The 18,030-nt window shown below is 54.9% G+C and carries 17 protein-coding genes; all 17 read right to left on the reverse strand.

The window, feature by feature from the left end:
- Positions 1–185: 185 nt before the first annotated feature.
- Complete coding sequence (locus MKFW12EY_RS20075) at positions 186–2,180, reverse strand: type VI secretion system Vgr family protein (protein ID WP_221053645.1); 1,995 nt, start codon at positions 2,178–2,180, stop codon at positions 186–188.
- 44 nt (positions 2,181–2,224) lie between these two features.
- On the reverse strand, positions 2,225–2,515 hold the full coding sequence (locus MKFW12EY_RS20080) for a PAAR domain-containing protein (RefSeq protein ID WP_054761055.1): 291 nt from the start codon (positions 2,513–2,515) through the stop codon (positions 2,225–2,227).
- A gap of 8 nt (positions 2,516–2,523) precedes the next feature.
- A complete protein-coding gene (locus MKFW12EY_RS20085; RefSeq protein ID WP_054761069.1) occupies positions 2,524–3,117 on the reverse strand; it encodes a DUF6931 family protein in 594 nt (197 codons plus the stop codon).
- 105 nt (positions 3,118–3,222) lie between these two features.
- Positions 3,223–3,924: a Tle-like phospholipase domain-containing protein gene (locus MKFW12EY_RS20090; protein ID WP_054761053.1), complete on the reverse strand. Its 702-nt coding sequence runs from the start codon at positions 3,922–3,924 to the stop codon at positions 3,223–3,225.
- A gap of 49 nt (positions 3,925–3,973) precedes the next feature.
- Complete coding sequence (locus MKFW12EY_RS20095) at positions 3,974–4,642, reverse strand: putative adhesin (RefSeq protein ID WP_054761051.1); 669 nt, start codon at positions 4,640–4,642, stop codon at positions 3,974–3,976.
- Positions 4,643–4,757: 115 nt separating this feature from the next.
- Positions 4,758–5,432: a hypothetical protein gene (locus tag MKFW12EY_RS20100; protein ID WP_157205582.1), complete on the reverse strand. Its 675-nt coding sequence runs from the start codon at positions 5,430–5,432 to the stop codon at positions 4,758–4,760.
- 117 nt (positions 5,433–5,549) lie between these two features.
- Positions 5,550–6,149 (reverse strand): hypothetical protein, encoded by a 600-nt coding sequence (locus MKFW12EY_RS20105; RefSeq protein ID WP_221053646.1) that lies wholly within the window; start codon positions 6,147–6,149, stop codon positions 5,550–5,552.
- An 85-nt stretch (positions 6,150–6,234) separates the two neighbouring features.
- A complete protein-coding gene (locus MKFW12EY_RS20110; RefSeq protein WP_054761043.1) occupies positions 6,235–6,657 on the reverse strand; it encodes a hypothetical protein in 423 nt (140 codons plus the stop codon).
- 210 nt (positions 6,658–6,867) lie between these two features.
- A complete protein-coding gene (tssH, locus tag MKFW12EY_RS20115) occupies positions 6,868–9,561 on the reverse strand; it encodes a type VI secretion system ATPase TssH (RefSeq protein ID WP_054761041.1) in 2,694 nt (897 codons plus the stop codon).
- Between the two features lie 33 nt (positions 9,562–9,594).
- Complete coding sequence (gene tssG, locus MKFW12EY_RS20120; protein ID WP_245006363.1) at positions 9,595–10,650, reverse strand: type VI secretion system baseplate subunit TssG; 1,056 nt, start codon at positions 10,648–10,650, stop codon at positions 9,595–9,597.
- Complete coding sequence (gene tssF, locus MKFW12EY_RS20125) at positions 10,632–12,518, reverse strand: type VI secretion system baseplate subunit TssF (RefSeq protein WP_221053647.1); 1,887 nt, start codon at positions 12,516–12,518, stop codon at positions 10,632–10,634. Before tssF ends, tssG begins: the two co-directional genes overlap by 19 nt.
- Before the next feature lie 6 nt (positions 12,519–12,524).
- Positions 12,525–13,025, reverse strand: coding sequence for a type VI secretion system baseplate subunit TssE (tssE, locus tag MKFW12EY_RS20130; RefSeq protein WP_064023005.1), 501 nt, complete (start codon positions 13,023–13,025; stop codon positions 12,525–12,527).
- Positions 13,025–13,831, reverse strand: a complete 807-nt coding sequence (locus tag MKFW12EY_RS20135) for a type VI secretion system accessory protein TagJ (protein WP_064041197.1) — start codon at positions 13,829–13,831, stop codon at positions 13,025–13,027. Before MKFW12EY_RS20135 ends, tssE begins: the two co-directional genes overlap by 1 nt.
- Before the next feature lie 60 nt (positions 13,832–13,891).
- On the reverse strand, positions 13,892–14,374 hold the full coding sequence (locus MKFW12EY_RS20140) for an Hcp family type VI secretion system effector (protein WP_054761039.1): 483 nt from the start codon (positions 14,372–14,374) through the stop codon (positions 13,892–13,894).
- Between the two features lie 165 nt (positions 14,375–14,539).
- Complete coding sequence (gene tssC, locus MKFW12EY_RS20145; RefSeq protein WP_064023007.1) at positions 14,540–16,027, reverse strand: type VI secretion system contractile sheath large subunit; 1,488 nt, start codon at positions 16,025–16,027, stop codon at positions 14,540–14,542.
- 3 nt (positions 16,028–16,030) lie between these two features.
- Positions 16,031–16,561 (reverse strand): type VI secretion system contractile sheath small subunit, encoded by a 531-nt coding sequence (gene tssB / locus MKFW12EY_RS20150; RefSeq protein ID WP_064023008.1) that lies wholly within the window; start codon positions 16,559–16,561, stop codon positions 16,031–16,033.
- A gap of 38 nt (positions 16,562–16,599) precedes the next feature.
- Positions 16,600–17,646 (reverse strand): type VI secretion system protein TssA, encoded by a 1,047-nt coding sequence (gene tssA / locus MKFW12EY_RS20155; protein WP_221053648.1) that lies wholly within the window; start codon positions 17,644–17,646, stop codon positions 16,600–16,602.
- Positions 17,647–18,030: the final 384 nt, after the last annotated feature.

Genomic DNA, 18,030 nt, shown 5'->3' on the forward strand with positions numbered 1-18,030 from the left:
CCTAGCATTATAATAAAGAATTATTCCGAATTTAAAAGCACATTTAATTCAATGGCTTAGTATTTTTTGCCGGGACGCGGCCGCATCGCGGCGCCCGACTGCGCCAAGCAAGCCAAAAACCTTAAAAAATCAAAGCATTATAAGATCGCAACCAATAGGCTAAAACCGGCGTCGGAAGTGGTGCGTCAGTTGATCATGACCACACCGCCCTTCAGCGTCAACGTGCCGTCGCCGTTGACGGAAGTCTGCAAGCCTTTCAATTCCGCTTGAGTATCGGCTTGGATTTTGACGGTCATGCCTTTGATCGTCACGCCGCTTTGATCGAGCTTGATACTGCTCGACCCGACTCTGAGTTCTATCGATTGCTCGGCTTCTTCGAGAATGGCGCCTTTATCCAGCTTTACCGTCAGATTGCCCGATCCTAAACTAACTGTACGGTTACCGGAGCTGACGGTCAATTCGTCATTACCTCGTTTGATCTCGACGGTACGGTTGCCGGTCTTGACCGTCAACTTGTCGTTACCCTGATCCAGCGTCACGGTGCGGTGGTTATAAATATCTATGGTTTGGTCGCCGGGATCTGCCCTCTCGAAACCTATTTTCTGTACGTCGTTGTTCTTGACGATGCGGGTAAAGTTCTTTTCCGCTTGCATATAGATTTCTTCTTCGTCTTTTTTATCTTCGAAGCGTAATTCGTTGAAGTTCCCGGCCTCACCGTTTGGCGTGCTGCGCGTCTTGATACCGCTTTGGGTCTTGTTGGCATCCAGCCCGTAAGGCGGCATGTTGACGCTGTTATAGACCCGGCCGGTGATGATCGGATTGTCCGGGTTGCCTTCCAGAAAATCGACGACAACCTCCTGCCCGACTCGGGGTATGAACATGCTGCCCCAATTTTTACCGGCCCAAATCTGCGCAACCCGAACCCAGCAGGAGCTATTCTCGTTTTTAGTTCCGAGCCGGTCCCAATGGAACTGGACTTTGACTCGGCCATATTGGTCGGTCAGGATCTCGTCGCCCTCCGCTCCTACCACGACAGCGGTTTGCACGCCCTGCACCACCGGGACCCTGGTCAACCGCGGCGGCCGGTAAACATACGCAGTTTTGATCACCGAATAGGTACACAGGTACTCTTCTTCGCCGCCGACGCCGGAATCGAAACCGTTGTTGCGGATACTGATATCGGTCGACAACACCATGTATTGGCAATTTTGGTCGGCGCGGGGATATTCGGCTAGAGTAAAGGTCAGACCGGTTGCCAATCCTCTGACATTGCCGCCGGCAAATATCTGTTCGTGCTCGGAGCGAACCTGCTCCATGCGCAAGCGGGCGTAGCGCTCGCCCTGCGTGGCGGTTTTATATTCGCCCGGATAATCGTAAATTTCCTTGCCGGATTCCGCGTGCTCGCCGTCAATCAACGACGCCACCTTCAAGTCAGACGTGACTGCTTCGAAATCGTATTCGTTCAAATAGTAACCGCCGGACTGAATTTGCCGGCTGAAAGTCCAGTCGAAAATATGCTCTTCGTCGCGGACACCCTGGTTATCGGGCGGGTAATACTTGACCGTGGCATTGCCGGCAAGCGCTTGGTGCGCCTGCATGTTGTCGCACAACACCATGGTGTGGCTGCCGTTCTGGTGCTGGAAGTAGTAGTAGATACCCTCCTCTTCCATCAATCGGCTGACCAGATTGAAGTCGGTTTCCCGGTATTGCACGCAAAATTCGCGTTCCGGGTAGGTTTCGTTCAGATTCAAGGTCGGCACGATGCCGTAATTGCCGAGTATGCTCTTGACGATCTCGGAAGCGGTAGTAGGTGCCGCTTGGTTGTTTTCGCCGACAGAAGGCGACAAAACTCGGCAATTACTGGATCGGGTCATTAGCCAAGCCTTCGGATGCAGCCAGACCCGATAGTTGTACAAATCTCCGAGCATACCAAGTTGATTGACCCGGGTAACAATGCCGTTAAACCAACGGCTGCCGCCGTTCTCCAACGCCAATTCCACGGTCAGGCCGGTGCCGAGCAAGGCTTTCAAGTCGACGGTTCCGCTTTCGCTCAACAATTCCAATTGGTATTCGAACAAACTGCTGACGGCCTCGCTACCGGTCATCCGATACAGCACGAAAACACCGTCACCCAGTGCCGTGGTCACCTTAGCTACCCGCTGATCTTGAGAGAGGGACATGTCGAAATCCTAAATGAAACTGTTGAATAACTAAGCCAGGCGGCTCAACCGATCAATACCGTCGGATAGCCGACAATAATGGTGCCGCCATGGGCGCAACTGTCGCCCATCCGGGCCGCGGGCATATTGCCGATCAATACCGTCGCCGACCCCATCGCGATGGTATCGGGCGGCCCGACGCAGACGGCCATGTCGGTGGCTCTTGCGGCAGGCATACTGCCGATCAAAACCGTTGCCGCACCCGGACCTGAAATCGGCCCACCGACGTGAGGTACCGGTCCGTTGAACATCGGGCAAACATGCATGTCGGTCAAGCGTGCAGCAGGCTGTCCCATTCCCCCCCCTAAGCCGCTTGCCAGACGCGGCCGTTACCGCCGTTGGCGATATCGATGCCTTGCTCCAGAAAGAACTGGTATTTGTCCTGGGATTTGTCCGGCTGCGTCAGTACCGCGGCCAGCATCACGGCCCCGGCCACAGCCTTACCGGTCAAATTGTCGGCCGGCGGCACGGCCGGCACGTTTTCCGGTGCCATACTGCCTTCACTCCAGAACGCCGCCATCGCCGCCCAGGCCGCCGGATTTTCGAACGACGCATCGTGGGCGGCGCTATTCGCCAAGCGGCGATTGGGTTCGGTAGGTTTGAATACCCATAACTCGGCTGCCTCCAAGGCTTTCACCACTTCCGGCTTGGTATCCGGTCCGACCACACTGCGGGCGCTGATGCAGGCCCACCAGGTTGCTTCCCGCTTGGGTAAGGCTCTTGCCAGAAACCGAACGGCATCTGGGAACAGTTTGAGTTCGATCAAGTTGCGCAAAAATGCCGCCGGCGCCAAGTCGTCGGCCAAACAACGTAACGCTTCTGGCTCCAACTGAATGTCCCGGCAAATTTGCGCCGCCGTAGGCATCGTCACTTTGCGTAAACTTACCGCAGTTGTCATGCTGTCTCCCATCTCCAACGTGTCTGATTTCAGATTTTCTCTGTCGCGATTACGAATCTGCCAAGTAAAAATCTTAACCGTTGCACGCCGAGTTAGCTACCCGATTCACAACGCTTCGAATGGGTCTATATTGGCCCAGTCCGTTTGCAAAACCGCCTGCCAACAATTGCCTTTTCCGTGCGCACCGCCGCCGGTGGCATTCGGCAAATCCACAACCATGCCGACATGGTCGCCCGCCACCCCCTCGACACTGACCAAATCGCCGGCGATTCGGAAATTGACGCCGGGGCAATCGGATGCGCTTTTCGATTTCCAGGTCCGCAGCATCATTTGCGGCTTGAAGATATTGACATGGGCTGCTTTGATAACCTGGGCCATCGCCGGCGCGTTAAAGGTGACGAACGGCACGCCTTCCCAAACGCCGACCACTTGCGCCAAGCCGCCGCCTAACGAATGCCCGGTCACCGATATTCTTCTGCCGTTGGCAATTTGTTTGGCGGCCTTCAGCATTTGCCGCGCCGACGAAGATTGGTTGGGTAGAATACGCAAACCGATTCTCAGGTCGGCCCCGATATCCGAAAATAGCTTTCCCGCTTGCCCCGGATTCGTGCCACAACAACCGACCACGACGTCCGAGCTGTTGCACCATATACCGCCTTGAAAACCGTCTCCGTACCAGGTCCCCGATTCCCACTTCTGCACCTGCCAATCGTCGACCATATGGCCGGGAGGATCGGCGTAATACTGGTTGGCGCGTTTGTAATAAGCAGCTATTGCGATTTTTGCGTAGTCTAGGCAGGTAGCCATTGTGACAGTCCTCAATGCGTGACGTTTACAACCAATAAAGTCGAATAAGCTAAGGTGTTTTGTTCGTTGCAGCTTTGTTCAAACAAAATCGTTGTATCTGAGTCTTCGCTTTATTCGGCGGAGAAGGCGTACCTGTCCGATTTTCGACACGGCAAGCCAGCCAATGTACAACGCAAGTATCATTGGTGTTTCCCGCTATTTCGGCAGCGAATTTAAGTATTTCGTCCAACGCCATCTCATCTTTATCCGAACCAAACTTCCGGTCGGCGATTTTTTTGTCAGAACCGTCCCAGCCACTGGTTGCAAAACATCCAAAGCTGTACTTTAGCGGATCATCTTTTTGGCCGGGGCCGTGTACAACGTAATCGAACAAAAACGTGTCAGCGGCTTTTCCGCCGGTAATCAGGGACGGCCAATCTGTGCCGAAACTGGGCATCAAATGACTGTAGTTGGTAAGAGGAGTAATTTTCTCGATAGGCTTCATGCCGAGCTTTCCGCGCAGTCGTAACAGTCCGCCTTCGAGATCTGATTTGTTCTGGAAATTTTTCTTCATAATTTCATCTTTTAGCGTCGTTGCTAAATCGGCACTAATTTCTTGTCCCGGCGGTACATAAAAGACCACCCAAACATTATTGGGCAAGTTTAATGTGTCGGGATCGTCCGTCCCGTCAACAAGAATCCCCCCATGGCCAATCGCGCAAAAATGCTGCATACCCATGATCGATTACCCCCAATGAAATCAAAAATGCCAAAAAACCGGTGTACGTGTTACAGCAAAATGGCGGCGCGATATTTTTATCGAGCCTGCGGGATATTCAACATCCGGCTCCAATTCAACCGATAGTTTGGGTCGTCGTTCGGACATTTTGATTACTCTTCAAGTAAACCCGATAAATGGCTTCAAAATCCCAGGGCTTAATATCTTTGATCGAATCAAAGCCATCGCCCCATGTGTAGTATTTACCTCGGCCACCATAAATCCAGTGACCGAGACCGCCGTATTTGGAATTACCTTTAGCATGAGGTGACTTGACGCCGATTATTCCGGTTGCTGTCTGGCTCACCGTGGCTTCAAATGCCGCGTCCACGGAATACATTGTGTTCAAGAAATGCACGATGGCTTCGGGCGGCAGCGGTAGGTTGATTTCCAATCCAGCCAATTTGTCTTCGGTCACCTGCGATTTGTCGCCAGTTAACAGTTTGGTGATCTGGTCTTTGGTTTTATGATAATCCCAGACCAGCTGTTTTCCGTCGGGCATACCGAAATCGGCAGCAAAATCGATGATTTTTTGTTTGATCGGATCACCGCTTTGCTCGATCTTTTGCAGCCAATTGCTCATCGCAATCAACACCGTATGGAATTGGGTATGGTCGATCAATTCGCGTCGTCGCGGCCCTGCTCTAAAATCGAATAACAACATCATGCAAGCGTTGATACCGCAGATTCCCCACTTCTTATTCGTCGCGCTCAGTCCCGAAATCGTGCTCAAGACTCGTGTCTTACTCATTGACATCGTATCCACCCCGGTTAATTGTTAAAGTTTTCGAGTGCTTGGTTGATTCGTTGCTTAAAGGCGTTCCGGATTGCCGGTTTTTTCCTCTGTCGCTGCGGTTTCTAATCGCTATCAGCCGGTCAACATAGTGGTCTTAAACGGAAATAAACCTAGATGCTTGATCTGGCCGGGGCCCAGGATTTCGTACTTCTGATAGAAGAAGTTCCAGGTGCCGTTGATACGGATACCGAACGTCGTCAGATTTTTTCGAGTCTCGTCCGCAGATTTTCGGGCATACATGTGCGGAGTAATGTATAGGGTGCCGCTGCCCATCAGCGAATCGACCGCTTCGCCGTACTCTTCGCCCAGACCGGACGAATTCATGTTGCCGTGGGTAACCATCACCGTACCGTCGTCCGCTTGCGAACCGATGCCGAAGGTGCAACCGTTCATGGTCACGGTAAAACAGTAGTCCGCTTCCTGGTCCAAAATTTGATAATGCACTTTGTCCGGTGTGTAGTCGCAGATATACGACTTGAAACCCGCCATGGCGTTGGCCGTCTGTTTCAAGTTGTAAACGGGCACAGCGGCGCCTTTGTCGTTGACGCCTTTAAATTGCTGGTCAGGCGATAGTGCGACCAATTCGGCACGCCCGTAGACACTGGTGTTACGCAGAAAACCGGTCTTGATGATGCTCGATTCCATCAGATTCAATAATTCGCTGGGCGTCATGGTTTAGCTCGATTCGCGGTGATGTTTCACGGGAAGGCGATTGCCTTAGGTCTGCTCGTAGTAAAGCCGGTACCGAACCCGGACCTCACCCCAACGCAGGGAAATCCTCGACATAGGACTTCTTGATGGTCTTCTCTATCGTCGTATAGATGCTGACCTGTTCGAGATGGAAGATTTGCCGAACATTCCTTTGACTGGCCCATCCCCAGATGTATTTGAACTTTACGTCCTTATAGACGGTAACCTGATCATTGCGACGGTCGGCGACAATGCCGTAGCTAACGGTATTGGCGATTTCAACCACGGTTTCACGGGTGCTGATGGCCAAGGAATCGCAGTGGGCGAGGATCTGTTGTGCCTCCGACGAACTGACCACTAAGGTCGAATTGGCGCGGACGCTACGATCGTTCAGGCGCTTGACCGCCTCGTCAATCAACTTTTCCTTGTTATCGCTGGGCGCAAAGACGCGGATATGATTGGTCTGAAACCCGTTTGTAAATTTGGCCATTGTCAATTCCTCTTTTTATTGAATATTTTTTATCCGTGCCTTAGGTAAGCGCTAATCGCAGGTGTATGCGTCATAAAACTACCATCGAAGCGCAGGCTTAGACTGCAAGCTCAGGGCAACACACCGGCTTTTCAGCCGGAGGCTAATAACCGTGGCGGCGCGGTCTCGTCGGGCACAATGCTCATGCATAGGGTGTCCCTCAGCATTACGCTAATCGAAGCCGTATTGAAAATCCCCGTCCGACGCGCTCACGTTCACTCGTTCGACCGGCGCACCCTGCATCATCCGGGTCAAAAACTCCTCGCTGATTTTGGGCAGAACGGTGTTGGTCAGGATGGCATCGATCATCCGGCCGCCGCTTTCCAACTCGGTACAGCGGCTGGCGATCAGTTTGATCACGTCGTCGTCGTAGTTGAACGGGACTTTGTGGGTTTCTTCGACGCGTTTTTTGATTCTGTTCAATTGCAAGCGGGCAATCGCGCCTATCATTTCGTCGTTTAACGGATAGTAAGGAATCACGACCAGACGGCCGAGCAGCGCCGGCGGAAATACTTTCAGCAACGGCTCGCGCAAGGCTTTGGATATGCCTTCCGGTTCCGGCATCAGATCCGGGTCCTTGCACAGATTGGCGATCAAGTCGGTACCGGCGTTGGTAGTCAACAAAATCAGCGTGTTTTTGAAGTCGATGACCCGGCCTTCGCCGTCTTCCATCCAACCCTTGTCGAACACCTGGAAAAAGATTTCGTGCACGTCGGGATGGGCTTTTTCGACCTCGTCCAGCAACACGACGCTGTAAGGCCGGCGCCGCACGGCTTCGGTCAATACGCCGCCCTCGCCATAACCGACATAGCCGGGAGGCGCGCCTTTCAGCGTCGACACGGTATGCGCTTCCTGGTACTCGCTCATGTTGATGGTAATGACGTTCTGCTCGCCGCCGTACAAGGCTTCGGCCAAGGCCAGAGCGGTTTCGGTCTTACCGACGCCGGATGTACCGGCCAACATGAACACGCCAATCGGTTTATTCGGATTGTCGAGACCTGCGCGCGAGGTCTGAATCCGTTTGGCGATCATTTCCAGCGCGTGGCGTTGGCCGATGATGCGCTGCTCCAGATTGTCGGCCAATTTCAGCACGGTTTCGATTTCGTTTCTGACCATCCGCCCGACCGGAATGCCGGTCCAATCCTGTACCACCGCAGCGACGGCCTGATGGTCGACGGTCGGCAGGATCAGCGGCGATTCGCCTTGTTGTTCGTGCAATTGCGTTTGCAGCGATTTAAGTTCGGTCAGCATGGCATCGCGATCCTCGTGTTCCGCTGCCGATTCGTCAGCCGTAGCGTTCGCGCCATCCACGGCATGGCCGGCCGAGCGCAATTTACCCCGAAGCGCCAGAATTTTGCCGACCAATTCTTTCTCGGCGTTCCAGCGCTCCTCCAGACCCAGCAAGCGCTCGCGTTCGGCCGCCAATTTTTCGTTGGCCAACTCTTCGCGGCCGGCCACTTCGACACCGACAGCTTTTTCGCGGCCGATGATGGCGAGTTCGGTTTCCAAGGCTTCGATACGCTTACGACAATCGTCGACTTCGGCCGGCACCGCGTGCTGGCTGACGCCGACCCGGGCACAGGCGGTATCCAACAGACTGACCGCCTTGTCCGGCAGTTGCCGGGCCGGAATATAGCGGTGCGACAGTTTTACCGCGGCTTCCAGCGCCTCATCCAGAATCAGCACTTGGTGGTGTTTTTCCTGTACCGAAACCACGCCGCGCATCATCCGGATCGCCTTGGCTTCGTCCGGTTCGTGGACTTGCACGACTTGAAAGCGGCGGGTCAAGGCCGGGTCTTTCTCGATATGTTTTTTATACTCGGCCCAGGTCGTTGCGGCGACGGTACGCAATTGGCCGCGCGCCAACGCCGGCTTCAACAGATTGGCCGCATCGCCGGTGCCGGCCGCACCGCCGGCGCCGACCAGGGTGTGGGCTTCGTCGATGAACAAAATGATGGGTTTCGGCGACGCTTGGACTTCTTCGATGACCTGACGCAGGCGGTTTTCGAATTCGCCCTTCATGCTGGCACCTGCCTGCAGCAAACCGACGTCCAAGGTGCGCAAACTGACGTCGCGCAAGGACGGCGGTACGTCGCCGGCGACGATTTTCAAAGCGAAGCCTTCGACCACGGCGGTCTTGCCAACGCCGGCCTCGCCGGTCAAAATCGGATTATTCTGGCGGCGGCGCATCAGGATGTCGATTACCTGGCGGATTTCCTCGTCGCGGCCGACGATAGGATCGATCTTGCCTTGGCGGGCCTGTTCGGTCAGGTCGACGGTGAACTGTTTCAGGGCCTCCTGCTTGCCCATCGCCGCCGGCGCCATCGCGCCGCTGGCCTCGCCCGGCGTCGCAGCAATGTGGCTACCGTCGGTTGCCGCCAAACCGTCTTCCGGCGAACCGGCAATTACGCTTGGCAACTCGTCCGATAGGCTATCCGGTTTAAATTTTTCGAATTCGCGGGAAATGCCGATTAGCTCGTTGCGCAGGCCTTTGGTTTTCAGCATGCCGACCAGCAAATGGCCGCTACGCACCTGGTTTTCGCCGAATAACAGCGTGCCGTAAACCCAACCGCGTTCGACGCTGTCTTCGATGTGCGGCGAGAAATCGGAAATCGAGGTCGAGCCGCGCGGCAATTTGTCCAGCGCTTCTGTGACTTCTTTGGCGATCCGCGACATGTCCAGGCCGTAATGCTTGATTGCCCGGTGCAGGTCGGAATCGGGCAATTGCAGCAATTGGCTCAGCCAATGCACCAATTCGACATAAGGGTTGCCCCGCAGCTTACAAAACACCGTTGCGCTTTCGACGGCTTTGTAACAAACCCGGTTTAATTTCCCAAACAGCTTGACTCGGCTAATTTCTGCCATCGCTACATTTCCTGTTCAAAAGTTAAGGTTGGTTTAACAGTTCGCCCCAACGGCGATAAATGGGTCGAGCAATAAATCGTCGGCATCGCGTTCGCTGTGGCGCGGCCCCAGCCACATACTCCAGCCCAGTTGCGCATAGCCATTCATACTGCGTTTATCCTGTTGCTGCGGCACACCCAACGCCAATTCCGGCGGCACTTCGGAGTGTTTCAAAACCAATTGTGCGTCCCAGACATATTCGTCGCCGACGTAATTGCGCACACTGGCTTTCAGTTGTTCGAACAACACCGCGCCCGGTAACAGCGCCAGATAATCGGTCAGCGCCATCGGCCCCAACACGACCTTGAATTTGTGCTGGCAGCCCCATACCGAAGCGCCCAATAACGCGGTTTGGCCCAAGCTGGCTATATCTGCACTGGCACCCAATCGAGTTTGTTCCGACGGCTGAATATCCATCCATTCGCCGACGAATTCTTCGATTCTGACCCCCAGTCCCAGCACATCGGCGATCACGGCGCGCAATCCGTCCGGATGCTTGGTTTGGGCGGAAAAGTGGCCGGCGTAAAACAGTTTCGCCCGATCCGCCAGCGCATCGCGCTGCTGAAAAGCCTCTCCGGCAACGCCCAACAAGCTACCGACGTAAAAAGCGAAGCGGTCGGTTTGCGGCCGATCGTAATGCACTTCCGGCCGAGCGTTGGCCCAAGCCCGGTAAAACAGGCTGATCATGCGATGGTGAAACACATCGGCAAACCGGGCCAGGGTCGGATCGTGGTGGTGGCGCGCACGTTGTCGGGCATATTCGGTCAAATGCAACGGCAACGGGCCGTGCGGGCCGAACAGCCCCATAAAGTTCACGGCCAGCCGCGGCGTTGCGGATTTGCCTCCCGCCGCAACGTAGGCCGAAACGGCGGACGCCGGAAACTCCAGCTCGGGCTCCTGCGACAAGCGAATCGCATCGTCCCCTGCCTTTAGGCTTTCGCCCAGACGCGGTTTGTCCGGATGCAGGGTTTCGATCAAGCGCAAGGCTTCGAAAAAATCGAAGCGGTAAGCGGCTTGTTGCAATTCGTCGATCAGAACGTGTGCCGACATCCCATCCTCACCGGCCATCTGGCCACTTCGCCGCGATCGGTAGTACGAATCGCGGTTTCGACGAAGGAATTGATCGATACGTAGCGGGCAAAAAATTGCTCCAGCACGGTACCCATCAAAAAGTAACCGCCACCCTCGAATGCCGACTCGTCGAGCAATACCGAAATTTCCAGACCGCGGCCGAACACCATCGGTCCTTTCGAATCGATGCGCCGGACCACATTTTTCGACGCGACCGAAATCACGCCCTCGATTTGTTTTTTGATCGCCGGCTCCCTGCCTTCCGCATAAAGCCCCAACAATTCGCGCAACGCGGCGGCACCTGCTTTCTGGTCGCTGTCGATCAAGGACAAATAATTCAGCGATAAATGGTTGATCAGACGCCACACCGTATCCGACTCATAGGCTGCCGGTAACGGCCGGGTCGGTCCGGCAATGCAACGGATCGATTTGACCGGGGCGCTGATCTGGAGCGTAAAGTCGGTCTCGCCCAAGCCGACCGGCATTACCAACGGCAAATCGCGGTTGGTACATAACGTCTCTATGCCCAACTGCGCCAATTTAGTGGAATACGGGGCCTCGGCCGCGTCGACCAAAGCGATAAACACTTCGCTGCCGATGTAGCTGGAGCGCACGCCTTTACGCCGCTGTTTGGACGACAACACCCGCTTGGTCCGGCGGAGGGCGTAAAACGCGGTTTCCGTTTGGTTCTGGTAAGCCGACTTGGAACCGTAGAACGGTAGAAATGCCTGTTCGCCGGCCTGGTCGTTGCCGTAACCGCAAACCTCGTTAACGCTGTACACCTCATAGTCCATCGGCCGGCTGCGGTCGACTACCAAATGGTATTCGGACTGGCGGTGGTCGACGTGGATCCGGTCGGCGCGCTTCGGGAACAAATTGATGGCCGGCGCGCAAAACAGCGCCAAATTGTTCTGGTCCAGCGCGTTGACCAGTTGCAAATCGCTGCGGTCCAATAGCACGAACAGTTCCAGTTCCTCGCTGTCGCAAACCGCCGTCAACTGGTTCAGCCGCTCCAGCTCGACGAACAGGTAGCGCTCCGGAAAGGCGAAATATTCCTGCAAGATCCGGTAACCGTCGAACGAGCGCGGCGTTTGCCTGAGTAGCGCCTCGTCCTGATTGAAGCCCATGCCGTGCGCCACCCGACCGTTAGCATATTCGAAAACATGGGATGCACCGACTTTGAACTTGCCGGCCAAACCGACCGCGTTGGCCAGAAACTGCTCGTACAAGCGGTAAGGAATATTGCCGGAACCGCGCAAAAACAACGGCAAACTTTGCAGCGGCATCTTGCTGAATTTAATTCCGCCGACCGTACGCAACACGATACGGAATGCCGCCTTGACCGTCGGCGGATACCGTCCCGGCGCCAAGCCGCTGCTGGAAATGGCCGCCAAACTGGGCAGATATTCCAATTGCGCCAGTTGCAGTGGCCAAAGTTGCACCGCTTGCGAAGTCCTGTATTCGCATGCGGTTTGTTCGCCTTTAGCGATCAAACTGCGCAGCACCGTATCCCGCGGAATGGTCAAGCCTTCCGCCAACGCCGCTTCGGCGAAATCCGGCTTGAATTCCACCACTGCCATCGACGGCGTCGCCGACAAATAATGCGGATAAACGATTTGCAGCAGTTGCTGGGTGAAATTCGGAAATTCGGCGTCGACTTTGAGCTGTACCCGTGCCGCCATGAAGGCAAAGCCTTCGAACAACCGCTCGACGTAAGGATCGGAACACTCGAAGGTATCCAGGCCCAGCCGGCCGGCGATCTTCGGAAATTCGGCAGCGAACTCGGCGCCGACTTCCCGGACGTATTGCAATTCGCGGTTGTAATATTTCAGCAGTTTCGGATCCATGGCCGCTCAATCCAATTCCTGAATGGTCATTTCCCCAGTCTCCAGATCGAGGTCGCTGCGGATAAACAAATGAATCGGCAACGGCTGCGCCCATAGATCGCCTTCGATGGTAAAAGACAGGGCTTTGTTACTCATCTGCTCGTCGTCCTTCACCAGCTCCACCGACAGCGAATCCGGCAAGATGCGCGGTTCGAAACTGGCTATCGCCTGCTTAACCTTTCTCTGGATCTGTTTGGCATCGATGCCGGTTACCGAAACGCCGGAAAACACCGGCGAGCCGAAGTTCAACACCGAATTCGCCACGAACGGGTAATCGGCAAGATCGGTCATGCTTTCCAAAGCCGCCGTGTTCAGCAGCCAGCTTAAATCGCGTAGTACGCTTTGCCGGAGTTGACGCATCGACATGACGCGTTGTTCGCGGCTTTCTTTTTGATTTTCCGGCGCATCGTCGGTCAGCCGGTCCAATAAGGACGGCTGCAAGCGCTCGGAGTGAAGCAAATCGGCCATTACTGCGGTTCCGCTGCGCCGGCCAGTTCGATGCTGCGCACATCCAACAGCGCATAATCGTCGACATCGGTTGCCAATAAACGCTGACCAAGGCCGTGAGCGGTATCTGCCGCCACCGGCTGCCAGTCGGTCAGCCGCGACAGGCGAATCCGCGCATCGTCGGCCAGTTCCGAACCGGGATAACGCGACGGAATAAAGCCTTCAGCTTCGCCGCCGTTAATCCAGGTGAAATGAGCGGGAAGCCAGACCAAATCGCGCAAGTCGGTCGGCTTTTCCAACTGAATCTTGCTGATTTGCATGAAGGGAATCCAATAATAACGGCCATTGATAATGGCTTCCAGACAGGGGCCGAGCCGAACGTCGGCGTCCGCGATCCAGGCGAACGGAGTACCGTCGATGGAACCGGGCGTCGCCGGCGCCTGATTCATGGCGAGATTGCGCAATTCCGCTGCCTGCGGGTGGTTGCCGTCGCTTTCCAGTTTCAAAGCCTCCAGCATCAGGGCCATCCATTCCTGCGGCTGGCCGAAAACCAGCGGCGTCTTACGGCCGGCAAACACTTCCTTGCGTAAGGCCTCGCACTGTAAGACCTGTTCGTAGGTACTGACCATCAGCAGAGTGGATGCATCCAGATCGCGCAACACGTTGAGTTGATTGAGGGCTTTGTCCCACAGGCCCGATATGCAATACAACTGGAACAATAAAACCCGCAGTTTGGCGTCCGCCGGATTCTGCCGAATCTGTTGCTGAGTTTGCTGCAAAGCGGGCTCCAATTCTCCGTTTGCGATCAGTTGCGAAACAGTGAGCATGACTTCTCCAATAGGTCAGAAAGATATCCCCGGCAGCGTGCACGCCACCGGGGACGGCGATTAAAGCGCTTGGTTTTTCTTCAAATCCCAGCCTTTGAATGCACCGGCGGTGGCCGACTTGCCTTCGCCGAAGGTGCTGTACTTCATTTTGGCCTGGTTGAAGTTGATGGAAAGCGATTCAGAGGGACGTTCGCCGCCGCTGCTTTGGCTGTAGCCACTGACGATGGCTTCCGACAGCTCGATTTCCAAATAGACTTGCTGTTTGGTATCGGCGCCTGCGGTTTGAATGAAATGAATCGTCGCAGTGCCCAAGCTCTTGCCGCAAATGGCCTGCATCCACAAGTCCACGGACGCAACGTCCATGCTTTTGGTCAGGGTCACTTCCGAAAAAGACGGATTGCTGGTATCCCGGTCTTTACCGGCACCGCTGGTGCTGATCGCACGGCCGACGCCCCATTGCAGCGAATCGATCGTGATCCAATCGGCGTGGCCCTCGACGGTGCTATCGCCTTTAATTTCGGTTGCAAATTTCAATAAAATCATACTGCTCTCCTTTCCACTTTGGTCATTAAAACAAACGGGTATGCCACCCGGGATTTATAGGTCCCGGCGATCCGGGATTTATAAAATTTCTTGCCGCTAGCCGCGGCGGGCCGAATGCCCGGCATTGCCAACCGAACGGCATCCGGCGTGATCGAATAACGCTATTTATCCTTTCTGCGACGGCAATTTGGAGGTCAGACGCAAAGACACCGTCAAACCTTCCAATTGGTAATGCGGCCGCAGGAAAAACTTGGATTGGTAATAACCGGGATTGCCTTCCACTTCCTCGACCACCACTTCGGCGCCGGCCAAAGGCCGTCTGGCTTTGTCCTTCTCGGTGGCGACGGCCGGATTGGTCAACACGTATTGGCTGATCCAGGTATTCAACCAAGACTCCATATCCTCCCTTTCCTTGAAAGAACCGATTTTGTCGCGAACGATGCATTTCAAATAATGGGCGAAACGGCAGGTCGCGAACAGGTAAGGTAGGCGCGCGGCCAAGTTGGCGTTGGCGGTTGCGTCCGGATCTTCGTATTCGGCCGGTTTTTGCAAAGATTGCGCCCCGATGAACGCGGCAAAGTCGGTATTTTTCTTATGCAACAACGGCATGAAACCGCTTTTCGCCAGTTCCGCTTCGCGCCGGTCGGTAATTGCAATCTCGGTCGGACACTTCATATCGACGCCGCCGTCATCGGTCGGAAACGAATGCACCGGCAAGCCTTCCACCGCCCCGCCCGACTCGACGCCGCGAATCTGCGAGCACCAGCCGTAGTATTTGAACGAACGGTTGATGTTGACCGCCATCGCATAGGCCGCATTGGACCAAGTGTATTTGCTGCTGTCGGCTCCTGAAGTATCTTCCTCGAAATCGAATTCCTCGACCGGGTCGGTTTTGGAACCGTAAGGCAAGCGGCTCAGGAAGCGCGGCATTGCCAATCCGATATAGCGGGAGTCTTCCGATTCGCGCAACGAGCGCCAAGCGGCGTATTCCGGCGTCTGGAAAATTTTGGTCAAATCGCGCGGATTGGCCAATTCCGACCAGCTTTCCATTTGCAGCACCGACGGCGCCACGCCGGAAATGAACGGCGTATGCGCGGAAGCGCTGATTTTCGCCATCTCGCCCAACAATTCGACGTCCTGCGGACTGTGGTCGAAATGGTAATCGCCGACCAAACAGCCGAAAGGTTCGCCGCCGAAAGTGCCGTATTCTTCTTCGTACAGCTTTTTGAACAGCGGGCTTTGGTCCCAGGCGGTACCCTTGAATTTTTTCAGGGTTTTGCCCAGTTCGTTTTTCGAAATGTTCAACACCTTGATTTTTAACATCTCGTCGGTTTCGGTGTTGTTCACCAAATAGTGCAAGCCGCGCCAGGCCCCTTCCAGTTTTTGGAAGTCGGGGTGGTGCAGAACCAGATTCAATTGTTCGGTGATTTTTTGGTCGAGACTGGCGATGATGGACTGGATCGACTTGATGGCGTCGTCCGAAATTTTGGTGACGTCCTTCAAGGCGTATTGGGCCAGTGTCGCTACGGCGGTGTTGACTTGATTCGCCGCCTCGGTACCCGGTTTGAACTCCTTGGCCAGCAAGGCGGAAAAATCGTCGAACTCCAGGGTTTGGGTTGCCCCTTGCGCGCTTTGCGATTCTAATTCTGCCATGGCTTATTCTCCTTGCCCTTCGGTGGTTTCGCTTCCGGATTCGGCCGGTTTGGCAGATGCCGCCAAGGTTTGCAGCAAGGCCGGATCGTTGATCAGTTTAGCGATCAATTCTTCCGCACCGGTCTTGCCGTCCATGTAAGTAATCAGGTTGGACAACTGGGTTCTAGCCTCCAGGATTTTGTCCAAACCGGCCACCTTTTTCGCCACGGCAGCAGGAGAAAAGTCGTCCATGCTCTCGAAGGTGATATCCACGCTCAAATTGCCTTCTCCGGTCAAAGTATTGGCGACTTGGAACGCGACGCGCGGCTTCATCGATTTCAAACGGTCATTGAAATTATCGACGTCGATTTCCAGCAATTTGCGGTCGGCCACCGGAGCCAGCGGCTCGGACGGTTTACCGGACAGGTCCGACATCACGCCCATCACGAACGGCAACTGCACTTTCTTCTCCGAGCCGTACAATTCGACATCGTATTCAATCTGCACCCGGGGCGCCCGGTTTCTCTGTATAAATTTCTGACTACTCTCAGCCATGTTTTTCTCCAGTTGAAATAGTTAATAACAGTAAAACTTTAGTTCAGATCGGGACCTTTGATTAAATCTATTTGCGACAGTGCATCCGGCATCAGGTTGTTGACTATGCTCAGGAAATCCGCGGTAGCAAGGTATTTGGCGCGTTGCAACAAAATCGGTACCGGGCTGGACGGTTCGTTTTCGGCATAATATTTACAGAGCAAATCCAAAGTTCTAACGACATCGGCTCGGGTCTCAATCGTCCCGGCCACCTGTTTTACCTTGGCCGGCGCTTTGGCTCCGGCTCCGGCTCCGGTTTCGTCTTCGGCATCTGCGCCGGCGTCCTCCCCGGCTGCTTCGGCTTCGCCAACCAACCGGCTACCGGCCAGTTGGTCGAATTGGTAACTGATTTCTTTCAACAAGGAGCGGAGCCCAGACAAATTCGCCCCTTGCCCAACCCCGACCTTTTCGCTGACGAAATTCTCGAGCTGAGCCACGCTGGCACTGCTCTCGCCTATTGCCCGGAATGTTGCTGCCAGTTCTTCGCCGTCCACATCCAAAAACGCGGCCTTGATGGCGTTGATATCCGGTTTGGCGACGCCTTCCGGCGGCTCCAGCTTATCGGTTGCATATTGAATGTCGCGCAAACAGAACCGGCCTACGGCTTTGGATTCGACCAGCGGCGTCAAACTCAACGGCCGAATGATCCAGTCGAAATTTACCAACTCTTCGATAATGTTGATCCGCAAGGTAGGATCGAGGCCGTCGTCGGGATCGAGTTGCGGGTGTATGCTATCCCAATACCGATTCACCGACTCCTGCAACAAACCCAGCCCGTCGCGGAAACCGGCCAAACCTTCCAGCGGAATTAAAGCCCTGATCAAATACAAAATAACTTGCAAGTCCCTGGATCTTTCCAGCAGCGCTATGGTTTGCTTTTGGATATCGCGCCAGTTGGGCGGCATCGCCTTTTCGCCGGTAAATTGGTTTTCCGGCGTGCCTTGAATGTCCGTGTCCAACGCGATGCGGGCGGCGTCATACTCCAAATTGTCTCCGCACGGGTTATCCGGGCTTATTTCGTTTAACAAGCCTGATAAATCTGCCATGTTTTATTCTCCGATCTATAAAGTCCCGCCAGCAGCGGCGGCAAGCTAGCAAATTGCCATGCCAGCGACGCGCGGTCGCGATAGGTTTGCAGCTCGATGGCAAATCGCAGCCTCTTCGCTGCTTCAACTTGCGTTTACCAATACCCCACCAAGGTTACAAATTTGTGTCGCCGAACCGAATCTCGCCGCTGGTTCCGCCCAGTATGGGCGCTTCCAGTGTAGCCGCTTTTGCGCCGCGTGCCGAAAATTGGAATGAGTCGCCGCACTGCGCTCGGCCCCGCCTAACATCAGGCCCTTCGGCTAACTATGCTAAGCATTACACAAGATATGTGCCAGCCGTCGCGGCCTAACGCCTGCGGAAGATCAAACCATTGATAGATATGA

The organism is Methylomonas koyamae (assembly GCF_019669905.1).
Taxonomy (GTDB): Bacteria; Pseudomonadota; Gammaproteobacteria; order Methylococcales; family Methylomonadaceae; genus Methylomonas; species Methylomonas koyamae.